We start from the raw sequence: 14441 nt of genomic DNA, 5'->3' as shown, positions 1-14441 counted from the left end.
ACTCAATGGATTGTGGCCTTAAGCGCGACGGCTTTTTCGAGGCTTTCGAGCAGCACGTGCAAACTCGGGCGGTCGACCCAGGTCGCAGGAGGCAGCGCGATCCCGGCATCCTTTTCGATCAACAACGCGAGCTCTCTGGCGAGGAGCGAGTCGAGACCCAGGTCGACCAACGAAGCGTTCGGGTCCAGTCGCGCACGCGCTTCGCCCGAGAGTGCCAGCACGTTCGCAATTCGTTCCTCTACGACCGCTGCGAGCCGTGCCGTTCTCTGCTCGGGAGGGAGCCCCGCGAGATCGATCGGAGAGTAGATGGCGCTGGTCGATCCTGCTGAAAGCGAAGTCTCATGAAGCAGCGATCGCGCACCCTGGGTGGGCCAATCCTCGGGGTCGGCCGGGATGACGACGCCGTCATCTCCCAGTCCGCCCTGTCCGCCCCGCTCGCAAAAGACGAGCAAACCCATCGCCTGTCCAATGCGACGCTCGCTGCTCGGTGCGCCTTCCCCCGTGTATGCGATCCCGATGCTGGCGGCAGGCTGACCGCGTCGACGCCGCTCTCGACACAGCGCGTCCGCGAATGTCCGCATGCCGCGACCGGCATCGATTCTACCCTGGGAGTGCTCTCCTTCGGCCCCGGGGCTTTTGTCTTCATGGCCGCGTCCAAAAACATCACGGGCCGCGTGCACGAGCAGAAAAACTTTCGGCGGCTGGTCTCGGGTGGCGGTATCGAGGACTCGCATGAGTTCGATTTCGGCGTCAATCGCCGTCGCGCTCGAAATCGTATCGTCTACCACGTGAATCACACTGCCGAGTGGGTGTACGTCGCGACTGAGTTCGAGAGATGCGCCCGCTTTGTTTCCGCTCACCAGTTCGACCCGCAATCCCAACGCTTCGAGTCGTTCGAGCAACGGAGCCTCGTGCTCGCCGAGGGGACGAGTCGGGCAGACCAGCAGCGCTCGTGCGCCGCGCTCCATCAACCACTTCGCTTGCATTTCGATGTCTTGTGCGCGCGCTCCGCTGATCCAGTGACGAAGCTCATCCGAAAGCAGCTGGCTGCTCGGCCCGACCTGTATCGATAACGGTTCTTCGCTTGTCAGATCGATCGTGATGCGCCCGATCTGGCGGTCCTGCTCGGCGAAGCGAAGTGCCCGCGCGAGTTCAGCGATCGAAAAGGTGTTGTGCGGCGCGGGTTGAGCACCGTTTCGAACAGCGTGGTCAATGTTCTTGATGGCGCGCCGCAGCGCCGCGCCAACCGTTTCAGGAGTCTCCGCAAGCCAGCGGTCGAAGTCGAAACTGAATAGCGTCTGATTGCCCCGAAGCATGGGGGAAGAACAGGTTCGGGCCCCGGCTGGACGCAGATCGATGAAACGGCCGCTGGCTGCCAGGGTTTCGCTGGCTTGCTCGATGCGCGAATCATCGAACGCGCAGAGCACGACATCCACGCCGCCGTCCTCCACCCACGCTCGCGCCGCTGAAACGATTGCGGAGCCCGACACGTCGCATGTCAGCTCGGCGCCACTCGCTTTTAGCGCGCTGCGGCGACGCTCGGTCGACGAGGCTGCCAGCACGTGAGCGCCCAGCCGGCGTGCCACTTGGGTGATCGCCAGGCCTACACCGCCCGCGCCTGCAAGAACCAGCACCCGTTCCCCGGGCGTTACACGAGCGAGGTCGAGCAATGCGCGTTCGGCCACGACATGGGCCAAAGGAAGTGCGGCGCCAGCGGCAAAGGTGAAGCCGTCGGGAAGTGGGCTCAACCAGGCAGCGGGGGTGGTCACATGACTCGCCACGGCCCCCTGTGCGAGGCCGACAACCGCATCTCCGACCCGAAACTCGGTCACGCAATTTCCCACGGCCACGATGTTGCCCGCGCACTCCCGCCCGAGGCCCAACTTCGTCGCTGCGGCGCGCGTCGAATCCAAGGCTTGCAGGTCTTCACCCAGGCCGAGTGCTGCGCGAGTGTCGAGTTGGCTGAGCCCGGCGGCGTGTACACGCACTGTGACTTCAAACGGTTTTGGTTGCGCGACTTCGCGTGCGCGCAGCACCACACAGGATTCTCCATACGCCTGGGGTTCGAGCTGGGCTGCGAAGCATGCGTCGCTACCGGCTGCGACCTGTCGGTTATCCGAGAGCGCAGACTGCACCAGTTTCGGTTCGAGCCAGCGGTCCACAACAAAGGCATACGCCGGACCGTCGCCTCGTTCTGCAAGAAATCTCGCGACCGTCGTTGCGTCGTTTACACTTGGATCACTCGGTAGATCAATGGCGCTGTAGCGCGGACCCTTTGCGTCGGCGCGCTGTCCCTCGGTCGTCGCGATTCCCCAGGCGATCGCCGAAGCTTGTTCGGTCAGAGCGGAGGGTTTGTCGTCCCGGTGCACGCCGCGGGTCACGACGACGACTTCACCCAGCGTTGTATCTTCGGCGGCTAGGCAATCCAGCAGACGAGCGAACGGGGTCGTGCCCACGCCCACTTCGGCGGGGCTCCAGAAGAAGTCGTTGGCGAAGTCATAGGCGAGCAGCAGCAAACCGGGGGCGTCGCCAGTCTCGGCGAGCCTTTTGATGTGGCCAGCCTCCAGGTTGGCGATGGCCAGGCAGCGGCTGCCGAGGGCTCGTGCCTGGAGCCGAGCCTCCGTTGCATCCGCCGCGGCAACAATCCAGCGTTCACTTCTGTTCGGGAAAACGGCGTCGTTCCCGCCGTTGCGCCCGGGCTCGACGGTGTCTTTCACCGGTGACCAGGCGATTTGATGGATGAAACGTTCGGCCGATGCGCGGCCTGGTGACGCACCCGGTCGAGTCCGGAGTCCCTCGATTTCCGCGAGTCGTTTCCCCGACTCCGAATAGAAGCTGAGATCGATTGAACGACCGTCTGCAGCGAGCTTGGCGTGACACCAGTTGCTTTCTTCACAGCGAGCAAAGCATGTGAGACTCGACAAGCCCCTTGCAAACGGTCCTCCTTCGGGAGGTTCAAGCACGCAGCCTGCCAGCGCGATGCCGGTCTCGATCAACACGGGGTGCAGGTGATAGTGGCCAATGTCGTTTTGGCAGGCGGTCGGGATCTCGATGCGTGCGAGCAACTCGTCTTTGCCAAGATGAAGTGTTCGCAGTCCGTCTACGCGTCGCGCAAACCCGGCGCCGGCACGGGCCAATACCGCTTTCGACCATTCGGGCGCGACCTCGGTCGCGATGCGCTTGCGAATCTGCGCCAGGTCTTCGCGCTGCTCGCCGAAAGCATCGTCTTGGTTGTCGTCTGCGAGGGTCGAAACCTCTGCGGCGGCGGCGTGTCGCCACGCCGCCCCTGAATCTTCGAGGTTGCGCGTATACAGGTTCAGGCGTCCGCTGCCCTCGGCGCCTGCCACAAAGTTGACCTGCAGGACGAATCGCGATTCCGCAGTGCCGTCGGCCCCGCGAAGCGGGGGATCGGTAGGCAGGCGCATTCGCGTGACTCGTGCACCGCAATCCGGCCAGACATCCGCGGCGGCGGCGAGCGCAACCTCAATACAGAAGCCCGCCGGCAATGCGGTGAGATCATCGCGCTCGGCGAGACCGAAGGCCTGGGTAGTGTCGAGATCGATGAGCGTCTCCCAGCGTTGGTGTCGGGGAGCTGCGGCATCGTGGCTGCGTTTGCCCAGTAGTGGATGAATGGGCGCGCTTTGTCGTGGGCGGCGGCGCGATCCGAACCAAAGAGTTCGTTTCTGATAGGGGTAAAGGGGAAGACGAACGTTGCGGCCCTGGGGATACAAGCGCTTCATGTCCACGGGGTGGCCCGTCGTGAAGAGGCTGCCCAGCAGGCGCAGCATGCTCTCCTGCCCGGGTTGGCCGCGCCGCAGCGTTGCGAATGTGCGCGCAGTCTTGCCCAGCACGGCGGCGATCTCGCCAATGGGCGTGCCGAGGGTCGGGTGGGGGGAGAGTTCGACAAAGGTCGATTCGGCGGGTTCGAGTGCCCGCATCATCGCATCGGAAAAGCGCACCCGCTGGCGGAGGTTGCGCAGCCAGTAGTCGGTACCCAGCGCCGGGCCGGAAATGACGTCGCCCTCGACCGTGGAGTAGATCGAACAGCTGGCCTCGTTCGGTGCAAGTGCACCGAGTTCAGCGGAGAAAGCTTCGAGCAACGGATCCATGTGAAAACAATGGGAGGCGAAGTCGACATCGAGGGTGCGGGCGAAGACGCCGCGGGCTTCGAGGCGTTTGATCATGGAAATCAGAGGATCTCGATCGCCCGCGATCAGGGTAGATGCGGGTCCGTTTTGACCGGCGACCTCGAGGCGGTCCCCCGCGCTTGCAATGGCCTCGCGGGTCTCATCTTCTGAAAGTGCGATGAGCCCCATGGCGCCCTTGCCGGCCGCGTGCTCAACCGCTGCGCCGCGCAGGCAAACCAGGCGCGCGATTTCTTCCCGGGGAAATACCCCCGCCACCGCCGCCGCGGCGATCTCACCTACGCTTTGACCCATCACCGCGTCGGGCACGATCCCACAGTCGGCGAGCATGTCGGCGAGGGCAATTTGAACGGCGACGAGCACCGGCTGTAACACAGAAAGGCGTTCGAAGGGACCGCCATCACGCAGCGAGTCCCGCAACACATCGACCAGGGACCAGTCTACGTGTTTTCGGTAGGCCGCATCCGATGCCTCGATCGAAGTGCGGAAGGCCGACGACCGGTCGAGCAAGTCGGCTCCCATGCCTGCCCATTGCCCTCCCTGGCCGGGAAACACGAAGACGAGCGGGCCCGGCCCGCCGGCCCGCGCTCGTCCGCTCTGGCACGCGGGGCTCGGAGTACCGGCGAGGTAGGCCTCGAGTTCGAGGGCGAGTGCAGCTGGGGAATCCGCGACGATCGAGAGGCGCTCGCTGTGATGGCTGCGGCGACGCGCGAGCGTGTAACCGAGATCCGTCAATGCGATGGGGCCGCGGATCGCTTTCGCCTGGGGTTTTGTTTCTTCGTCATCGACCCACGCGGTCTCGCGCAATTGTTCGAGATGCAGCGAAGCGAGCTCGCTCAATGCATTCGAATCGTGCGCTGTGATGGGTAACAACAGAGGTCCGTCGAATGAAGATTCGACGCATTCGTCCAGGGCGGGTGCGCTCTCGAGCACGACGTGCGCGTTGGTACCGGAAATACCGAACGAGTTTACGGCCGCTCTGGCAACGTCGCGCTCTGGCCAGGGCGTGGCCTCTCGCTGTACAACGATCGGGACCTCATCCCATGCGATCTGTGGGTTGGGTGTTTCGAAGTGGAGCTGCGCAGGCACGACTCTGCGTTCGATCGCGAGCGCGGCCCGGATCAAGCCGGCGGCACCCGAGGCAGATTCGGCGTGGCCGATGTTTCCCTTGATCGAGGAAATCAGCAGTGGACGGTCCGCAGCGCGTCCTTCGCACATCACGTCGCCCAGGGCTGCGATCTCGACCGGATCCCCAATCCAGGTGCCGGTGCCGTGAGCCTCCACGAAGTCGATTTCCGAAGCGGCCAACCCCGCCGTTCGATAGGCGTCGCGCATGGCCTGGACTTGTCCACTGCGGCCCGGCGCCATCATGTGTCCGCCGTCCCGGCCGTCCGCACTCACTCCGGTGCCACGAATCACTGCGTAGATCGGGTCGCCGTTCGCTACTGCATCCGCGAGTGGCCGCAGTAAAACGACACCCGCGCCTTCGGCCCGCACAAAGCCATCGGCCTTGGCGTCGAAAGCCTTGCAGCGCCCATCGTTTGCCATCATGCCGCTGCGCGAGAGAGCGAGGCTGCCCTCGGGCGTCAAGAACAAGCTCACGCCCCCGGCAAAGGCCAACGTCGACTCGCCCCGCCAGAGGCTCTGGCAGGCGAGGTGAGTCGCGTAAAGAGAAGACGAACAAGCGGTGTCGATGGTGAGGCTCGGGCCGCGCAGATCGAGCTGATGTGAGATGCGTCCGGAGATCGCGGACCGCGCGTAGCCCACTGCCGTGCGTACATCCAAGCTGCGCATCGCCGCGTCTTCGCCGAGAACCGCGATGCGTTCGCGTGAAAAATCTTCGTAGGTATGTCCGACGAGAACACCGACACGCTCGCCGCGCAAGTCCTCGAAGGGGATGCCCGCGTCTTCGATCGCATCCCAGACCGCTTCGAGCATCATGCGTGCCTGGGGCTCCAGTGCCGCAGCGTCTCTTGGGGTCAGGCCGAAGGGCAAGGGGTCGAATCGCTCGGGGTGATCGATGAAACCCGCTTTGCAGCTGGAAATGCGCCCCGGGATGCGTGGACGCGGATCGTAATAGCGGTCGACCGAGTAGCCCAACTCGATGCGGTGCTCCGGGACTTCGCTGACGGTACAGCGGTTTTCGATGATGATTCGCCAAAGCGCTTCGGGGCCACGTGCGCCCGGGAAACGGCAGCCGATCCCGATGATCGCGATGGGAGTCACGGGGTCGGACGAAAGTGGGCTTTGCGATTCTTTCTCGGGTCCGCTCACCGGGTCTGCTTGTCCGCTCCGACGCGGTCCCAGACGAGGCGCCCCGTAGGCGCGTCTGCCCCGATTACGAGCGGCATGGTGACGAGGGTCAGCCTTCCGTCTTCGATCTTGAATCTGCGCTCCTGGACAGTGCCGGCCCAGGCCGCGAGCGAGCTGACCTCGACTCGATGGACGATGCGATCTTGCTCGACTTCATAGCTGCCGCAGTAGGCCATGAAGGCGTCGTAGGCTGGCTTGGTGCCAACTTCTTCGAGATCGAGGGAAGCGCCCGCCTCGCGCTTTGCGCTGCCGAAGGCTGCGGACATATGGCCGGTGTCGTCGTAGAAGAGCAGCCCGGTTACGTCCTCACCATAGGGATGCGTAATTCGACCGTCGGGAAAGCACAGTTCGAAGCGACGCAACGCCCAGGTTCCGACCAGCGAAGACGCATGCATGTGTCAAACTCCCAATTTCTCGTTGCGCTCTCGGTGCGCGGGAGCGCAGCGAGCTGACGACACTTCGAGTAGGCCGCAGGATTCAGAAAACAGTTGCGCGGAACAGTTGCAACTCGACGCTGCCCAGGCAACCGCAGTTGTAGTACCGCTTTTGGATGAGAGTCCAACGATCGTAAGACTCGCCGCGTCCACCCGAGGAGAGTCGTGACAAGCCGCCGAGGCAGTAGCGTGTCCCGGATGCATCCGACTCAATCCTGGGTTCAGTCTGACAATCAACAGGCTGGCGTATGGACGACTCGTATTGCCCTCGCAATGCTCCGCGATCATGAATGCAGTGTCTACTTCCCCGCGCGTCGTCATCGTGACGGGTGCTTCTTCAGGCATAGGTGAAGCCACCGCGCGGAGATTGGCCCGCGCCGGGTTTCGCGTGGCGGCCGCAGCGAGGCGCATCGATCGACTCGAGGCGATGGCCAAGGAACTCGCGGTCGTTGGTGCCGAGGTTCTGCCGCTGGCGGTCGATCTCGCCAGTGAGGAGGAGACCCACGAACTGGTCGCACGCACCCAGAAAACCTGGGGGCGCATCGACGTTCTCGTCAACAACGCAGGCTACAGCCCCGCATCGGCAGTCGAGCAACTCTCTCGCGGAGAACTACGTCATACCTTCGAAGTCAACCTGATCTCGCAGTTGCAACTGATTTCGGAGATTACTCCGCTGATGCGGGAGCAGGGTGGCGGTCGCATCATCAATATCGGCTCGATGGCAGGTAGCGTCGCCGCGCCGCTGGCCGTTGCATATTCGGCTTCCAAGGCCGGAATCGAGGCGGCCTCTCAGTGTCTGCGCCTGGAACTTCTGCCGTGGAACATTGCCGTGTCTCTGATCATCCCCGGCTTCGTCGCGACCGAGGCGTTCGAAAGCGCGCGAATCCAGGGTCGCGCACTGCGCGAGGATCTCGCAAACCCTTACCGCCCGCTGATGTTCGATCTCGAAAAGTTTGCGAATACTCAGCTGCGCTCCGCACTCAGGGCAGACGACGTTGCGAAGGTCATCGAACGGGCTGCAAACGCCCGCCGGCCCCGGGCGCGTTACTTCGCGCCGCGACTGGGGCGCATGCAGCGGGGGATGCTCGGCTTGATCCCGGACCGACTGCGCGATCGTCTGCTATTGCGCATGTACACGGGTGGCGCCTGGAGCGATTCGCCGGAGAAGTGACCGCCCTCGCTCTGCCGGCGGAACTTCTATCAACGATCATCAATCAACCTCGGGTTCGATGCTGAAGTGATCGCAGTAGCGCTTGAAGGCGCTTGCGACGCCCTGGGGCACCAGGCCAAAGCTTTCATGGTCGTAGCGGTGCACGCCAAAGCGATGGCGGGGATTCGATGCGAGGTAGGCGCGCATGCGTTCGAGGGTCGAGTCTTCCAGCGGCAACTCGAAGTGGCGATAGATTCGCTGCACGCACGCGATCGGATCGGCGACGAGATCCCGATAGTGCACATCCAGGATTTGATCCGCGGCGTGGGGCCGGGATTGGCGTCTGCGGATTCCTTCCTCGAGGTAGGCAGACCAGGTGTCTACCAATTGCGGCCCGAGTTGCTCGAGTTGCAGGTCTTCGGTCGCGATTGAACGCATGTTCGCATACAGGCTCGCCAGGGACGGGATGACCTTCTGCGGGTCGCGATGAGTCTGCACCATCATGGCGTCTGGATAGCGGTCGAGAATGGTGTCGAAGGTGCCGAGATGACCGGGAGATTTCAAAACCCATCGCTTCGGCGCGCGGCGCGATTGCAAAAGCTGCAGGATCTCGAAATGGGTTTGATAAGCGAACCCCATGTCCTGTTCGGTGAGCCAGCGTTGATAGCTGGCGACGTCGAAGCAAAGTTCAAAGCGCACACTCAGGAACGCGTAGGCCGTTGCGACCAGGCACTCCTGGGGGAGCAGAGCGCCGATTGGATGAATCGCCTGGAAGCCCGGTGCCAAAGCTCGCAGTGCCGCCATGCGTCGATCGCATTTGATGATCCGGGGGTCGTCGGCCGCTAGGGGCGAATCGGTAGGCGGGCAAGGGTCGTCGAGTTCCCAGGACAGCGGTGCCCGGTGTGCGGGGTCCTGGGCGAGCAATTCGTACAGGAGCGTCGTACCCGTGCGCGGAAGGCCCACGACGAGCAGCGGACGAACGATTGATTGTTCGGCCACCTCGGGGTGGCTGCGCCGGTAGTCGGTCAACTGCAGGCGGTGCCCGAGCACTTCGAGGAGCTGTAGCTTGGCGACGTAGCGACCAAACGGCGAGAGTCGCGCGTCCGCTTCCAGTGACTCGACAAGCCGCTGCAAGCCGGGCAGGAAGGCCGGGTCTCCGAAGTCTTCCAGACCCGCAGTCCGGCGCGCCTGGGCGAGCAGGCTCTCTACGTCGAAGCGAATGCCGCGCCAGCCGAGCCGGCCCAGGCCGCGGCCGACGGCATCGATCGCCCGCAGGGACGCGGGGCGCGCTGGGATCGTGTGGGACTGCAGGTTGCTCAATCTATTCCGCTCCAATCACTTGCCTGGGATGTGCCGTTTTCATGTTCCGCACGCCGAGGGTCGCCGAGCTTCCAACCCGGCAGGCTAGGGGGGTCCTATGCAGCGCGCAGCTGTTAACCAGACTCGAATCGCGATCGGGTCTAGTGAATGATACGGGAGGGAAGCTGGCTTTTGGCACCATCGCTAGCGACCCGATCAGACTTGGAGAGCAACGGAGGCGGGATGGGCGTCAACAATGGTCGCGACAAGGCCGACACACAAAAGCGCATTCTCAGCGCTGCCACCGAACTCTTCATCGCTCGAGGCTACGAGCGAACCACCGTAAGCGATATCGCCGAACTCGCGGGGGTGAGCCGGGCGACGGTCTTCTGGCACTTCAGAGACAAGGCCAGCGTCTTTCGCGAGTCCTTCAATCGCATTCTTGCGCCATTTCGCGAATCCCTGAGCCGGCGGTGGGACGACGTCAACATCACGAAACGCCTCGAAGAACAGATCGCCATGTCCGAGCACTTCGCCGCCGAGCACGGCGTAGAAATTGCGGCTTTCGTTCGTTGGGCGCTCGAATCGCCCCAGCTGCGCGGGATCGTCGTTGATGCGGCGCTCGACCTGAATCACCGATTTGCCGGGGCATTGACCGAGACTGTCGCGCAGCTGCTCCCCAACCATCGCGATCCCAAGCTGGTCGCCCACAGCCTGATGCTGTCCTTCGACGCCATGCTGCTGCTCGGTTTTTTCGACAACCGATCGCGCATGCACGAAGAGCGCAGCGCCGCAGTGCATGAACTCATCGCGATGATCAATCGCGATGCGGCGCGCGGCTGATCCCGGCCCGGCCAATCGTTTTTTCTCCAGGCGAGTTACAGTGTCGAGCATCAGCCCTGAAGAGGATATGAAATGAACCCCTCCGATCCTTCCCTGTCCCAGTCCGCCTGGAATCGCTTTACCGTCGAGCTGGCTCGCATTGGCGAGAAAATTGTCGGGCCGACCGGTGCCCGCAGTCCCCGCGAGCGTGCCGAGGGTTATCGCTATCTCGTACGCCTGCTCTCAGCCGCGCATCAACTCGAAATGGATATCGACCGCAAGCTTCCGACCCTGGCGCGCATGATGACGCCGATCCGAAAGTTCAAAGGCGATGGTCCCGACACGCTGTACCACGAGGCGAAGCTCGACGAGACCCTCAACTACGAGGTGACGCTTCGGCGAGGCGACGACATCTTTCTCTCCTTCACGGTCTATGCATTCGACGAGCAGGGTTCCTACAAGATTGTCGACGGCCTGTTCGATCACGACATCGTCTTCGAAGAAGTCTTTGGAGAGAGGATCGCCAAGATCCATCTTTCCGCCGAGCGGCCAGAGGGTGCACTCAACTGGCTGCGGCTAGAGGATGCCCGGCCGATCTTGTTCGTGCGGGAATATTTTCCAGAGTCCGTGCTCGAGGTCGACGCGGGGCGCTATCGCCCGGCCATCATGAACATCGCATGTACCTCCGACGTGGAACTATCCTCTGATTACAGCGAGGAAGATCTCGAGGCAGGCCTGCAGCGCGTGCTCGATTTCGTAGAGGACGCAACCGACGTGTCGATCGGGTTGTCGGTCTTTGCCGGCTTGAACCTGATTGCCCACGAGAGCGCCAAGGGCGCCAGGCGATCCGCCATGACGCGCATCGACAACGGCGTGCTGATCTATGACGACGCGGGTGATGGCGAGCACAGCCCCGAGGATCTGGCGCGCATGATCGACCCCAAGCTCGTCGCCAACAACCTGCCGGGGCCGGGCATTGACTATCTCGGCGCGTGGTTTCAACTTGCGCCCGACGAAGCCATCCGGATCTCGGGCACTGACGTGCCGTGTCGCTACTGGTCATGCCAGATCATGACCCGCTATCTGGAGTCAGCGGATTTTCGCTATGCGCCGGTAGGTATCAACAACCGCCAGGTTCAGAAGGGGATGGACGACTTCTTCGAAATTTACGCCAGCGCCGAGAATCCCGGCGTTCCGAACTGGATCAGCACTCACGGTTATACCAGCGGCCACATCGTTTTTCGCACCCTGCTCGCCGACGTGCCGATGAAGGCAGAATTCAGTGTGGTGAAGCTCTCGGAGATCGAGCGGCGCTAGCGCAAGACCTCAGTGGGCCGCGAGTTCGGCCCCGAGCTTCGTGATCATGATTCGCAACTGTGCCTCGAGGGCCGAGTTGTGCTGAGCCGAAGCGATTTCTAGCGCGCGTATGGCGCTGCGCTGCATGTCATCCCTGCGTTCTGCGGCGCGATAGATCAGCGCGAGATTCTTCAGGAAGTAGGGGTCTTGCTGGTGTCGTTCCTCGCTCGCGAGCTCGGCGAGGCCAATGGCTTCGTTCAACTCGGCGGGAGAGCGGTCGGCGTTTCGCGCCAGCAGCAGCGCGAGGTTCATCGCTGCGATGGGATCTCGCGGACGGGAAGCCAGGACATGTCGACAGGCCTTGACCCCCTCCTCGTTGCGTTGAGCCTGGGAGTAGAGGGCGCAAAGACGGATGTCGTAGGCGTAGCGATCGTGAAGTTCTTCAGCGCGAGCTGCATTCTCGATCGCTGCACCGATCTCGCCCCGCTCCTGATGCAGGGTAGAAAGCTCGAAGTAGAGCGTCGCGCTGTCGCGTCGAATCCAGGACAGAGCTCGAATTGCGCTGCTGAGGCCCGATGGGTCCTGGCGCTCGATGGCGCGCGTCGCAAGGTGAGTGGACGCGGCGTCGATGCTCATCAAGGTGACGGACAACACACCGAGAGACACGAGCGCCGGGCGCACCCAAGATGCGGAGGGTTCCGGTTCACTCTGATCGGGGTCTTCGTCGAGGATCAATACCTTCGCAATGCGGCTGTGCCGCAATTTCCAGATCACCGCGTCGAGCAGGTAATGATGGAGATTCACCGCCGCCGAAATCATGACCAGGAGTCCCGCGTCGATCGAGACTCTGCCGAGGAAACCCGGTGCGAAGAGCAGGGTGGGAATCGCGAAGGTGGCGGTCCCTGCGAGCACGGCCTTGGTGTAGAAGGGGAGACCCCGGCTCGGGTGTTTAGCGCGACCGGAAAAGTAAGTCGTGACCCAGAGATATTGAATCGAATGACCGACGCTGACCCAGAATATCGTATACGCAGCGTGTTGAGCCGACAGGGGCTCGATCTGGCCAAAGAGTCCAAAGTGCCGCGTCACGACAGGAATGCCGAACCAGAGTGCCTGGGTCGCGGAGATCGCAGCGGCCGGGAGCAACTGTTGCAGCGTCGCCTTGCGCTTGAGCAGGAAACCGGCGGCGATGAGACTCGCCAAATAGGCTCCCGCCAGCAACAGGACGGCGATGTCCTTGGATGCTGCGGACATTCCCAGGGACATGAAGTTGTACGCACTTCCCTGGTAGGCCACAAAAGCGTATTCGGCGTTCGGCCTGGCTGGGCCGTGCAATGAAAGAATGGTGAGCAGGGTAGAGAGTACGAATGAAGCGTGAAATGCGCGCTGGGCGAGATAGGAGATCTCGGCTCCCTTGCGACGCATCAGCATCATGGCAATGCCATAGTTCTGGCCGGCGTAGTGCCAGGGAGCGATCGTGAGATAGAAGGTGAGGAGCAGCGACCCCGCAATATCGTTGTGCACCCCGACTGCAAAGGCAGCCCAGATGAGGGCACTGCCAAAGACCGCAAAAAGTGCGTAGCTGCGACGATCTTCCCGGTGTTCGTAGACGCGCAAGAGTGTCGCGCCGTAGTGGGGCTGGCCGATCAAAATCCCGATCACGGGTGCCAGCGCCATGGGGAGCAGCGCCCGGGTGCTGTCTCCCGCGAAGGCCATCCACGCAAAGAACGCCCAGAACAACAACCCACAGCCGATTCCGAGATCGGAAATGGGGCCGAAGAGCCAGCCGGATCGGGCGCCGGTTGCTGAACGAGAATCGGACACTGTCGCTCTAGATCGGTCCAATGTGCGGTGTGCTTGATGGAACCCCGCGCCGGGAGGCAACTTTCCGGGATTGGCGTGAACACGCAGAAAATCGTCTAAGTACTGCTTTAATAATGTGTTTTTGCTTCACGGGGAGATTGCTCACAGGGCTCGAGGCGCTTGAGATCCGCTTACAAGCTGCCGATGGTAGTGCTTACGCTCGACGGGCCCGTGCCTCGACGGGCAATCGCATTCCGCAGGTTTACGGCGGAGAGGTCGCTCTTGGACGCCATCGAAGTTCTCGCTCCCAACCTGATGGACGACATGCCCGAACTGCTCGGCGAGATGCAAGCCGTCGTGCGGGAGCTCCGGGTTCCCCGCGGCTGGCATTACTACATGGATCTGTGCTGGGTGGCGCGCGCGATTTCGCCGACGCCGGGCATGAAGGTGCTCGACGCTGGAGCGGGCAATGGCGTCATGCAGTGGTGGCTCGCCAGCCAAGGCGCCGACGTGCTGAGTGTCGATCTCCAAGATCGCCCACATCCCGGTCGTCGTTGTATGGCCTGGTGCGAACACAGCAAGCGGGGCGAAGACAAAGGTTATGGCGCGCTCAGCTATCGCAGTTTCCTGCCCCCCAAGCGCATCTGGTCTGCCGAAGACTGGTACGAAAAAATCTTGAACACCACGAGTCGGCTCTTCCCGAAGCGCCCTCGTTACCAGGGGTCGGTTGTCTATTGGGATCACGATCTTTCGAACCTCGCAGAGATCGAATCCGATTCGATGGATGCAATCGTTTCGATCTCGGCACTCGAACACAACGACCTCGAGAACCTGCGCGGTGTCATTGCTGAGATCGAGCGCGTGCTCAAGCCCGGTGGTCGCATGGCCATCACCGTGGGTGGCGCTCGAGACGAAGATTGGTTCCACGAACCTTCTAGCGGCTGGTGCTTTACCGAGAAGACCCTTGCCGAATACTTCGAGCTCGACGCCTATCAGACAAACTTTGAGCGCTACGACGAGATTCTCGAAGAACTGATCGGTTGCGACTTCTTGAAGGAAGACTTGCCGGCGTTCTATTTTGCTAGCGGGGACAACGGCATGCCCTGGGGCCGCTGGGATCCCACGTATCAGTCCGTCGGCATCTTGAAGACCAAGCGCTGAGCCATCCCCCGCCAAACCGTC

8 protein-coding genes are annotated in these 14441 nt (G+C 62.5%); 4 read left to right on the top strand and 4 right to left on the bottom strand.

What is annotated here, in order from left to right; all coding sequences use genetic code 11:
- Positions 1-2 precede the first annotated feature (2 nt).
- On the bottom strand, positions 3-6419 hold the full coding sequence (locus tag IH881_02520) for an acyltransferase domain-containing protein (GenBank protein ID MCH7866542.1): 6417 nt from the start codon (positions 6417-6419) through the stop codon (positions 3-5).
- Positions 6416-6853: a lipocalin-like domain-containing protein gene (locus IH881_02515; GenBank protein MCH7866541.1), complete on the bottom strand. Its 438-nt coding sequence runs from the start codon at positions 6851-6853 to the stop codon at positions 6416-6418. Before IH881_02515 ends, IH881_02520 begins: the two co-directional genes overlap by 4 nt.
- Positions 6854-7187: 334 nt before the next feature.
- Here IH881_02515 and IH881_02510 point away from each other — a divergent pair, with 334 nt between their 5' ends.
- Positions 7188-8063, top strand: coding sequence for an SDR family oxidoreductase (locus IH881_02510; GenBank protein ID MCH7866540.1), 876 nt, complete (start codon positions 7188-7190; stop codon positions 8061-8063).
- 39 nt (positions 8064-8102) lie between these two features.
- Here IH881_02510 and IH881_02505 read toward each other — a convergent pair whose 3' ends face one another.
- Entirely contained in the window at positions 8103-9362 is a 1260-nt protein-coding gene (locus IH881_02505) for a sulfotransferase (protein ID MCH7866539.1), read from the bottom strand.
- Positions 9363-9584: 222 nt separating this feature from the next.
- Here IH881_02505 and IH881_02500 point away from each other — a divergent pair, with 222 nt between their 5' ends.
- Together IH881_02500 and IH881_02495 are read left to right on the top strand one after the other, a co-directional pair.
- On the top strand, positions 9585-10184 hold the full coding sequence (locus IH881_02500) for a TetR/AcrR family transcriptional regulator (GenBank protein ID MCH7866538.1): 600 nt from the start codon (positions 9585-9587) through the stop codon (positions 10182-10184).
- A 72-nt stretch (positions 10185-10256) separates the two neighbouring features.
- Entirely contained in the window at positions 10257-11480 is a 1224-nt protein-coding gene (locus tag IH881_02495; GenBank protein MCH7866537.1) for a hypothetical protein, read from the top strand.
- A 9-nt stretch (positions 11481-11489) separates the two neighbouring features.
- Here the strand turns inward: IH881_02495 and IH881_02490 are convergent, their stop codons facing one another.
- Positions 11490-13280 carry a hypothetical protein gene (locus tag IH881_02490; protein MCH7866536.1) on the bottom strand — a complete coding sequence of 597 codons (1791 nt, stop codon included), beginning with the start codon at positions 13278-13280 and terminating at the stop codon, positions 11490-11492.
- Positions 13281-13541: 261 nt separating this feature from the next.
- On the opposite strand from IH881_02490, the gene IH881_02485 reads away from it, so the two are divergent.
- Positions 13542-14420 (top strand): methyltransferase domain-containing protein, encoded by an 879-nt coding sequence (locus IH881_02485; protein ID MCH7866535.1) that lies wholly within the window; start codon positions 13542-13544, stop codon positions 14418-14420.
- Positions 14421-14441 lie beyond the last annotated feature (21 nt).

It is taken from the genome of Myxococcales bacterium (assembly GCA_022563535.1).
Classification (GTDB): domain Bacteria; phylum Myxococcota_A; class UBA9160; order UBA9160; family UBA4427; genus DUBZ01.
Note: the sequence above shows the minus strand (reverse complement) of the source record. Positions and strands in the feature narration are given on the sequence as shown.

Bases quoted from the DNA above. Each gene is read 5' to 3' on its own strand.
- IH881_02515 (MCH7866541.1), bottom strand. From the start codon at position 6,853: ATGCATGCGTCTTCGCTGGTCGGAACCTGGGCGTTGCGTCGCTTCGAA.
- IH881_02500 (MCH7866538.1), top strand. From the start codon at position 9,585: ATGGGCGTCAACAATGGTCGCGACAAGGCCGACACACAAAAGCGCATT.
- IH881_02495 (MCH7866537.1), top strand. From the start codon at position 10,257: ATGAACCCCTCCGATCCTTCCCTGTCCCAGTCCGCCTGGAATCGCTTT.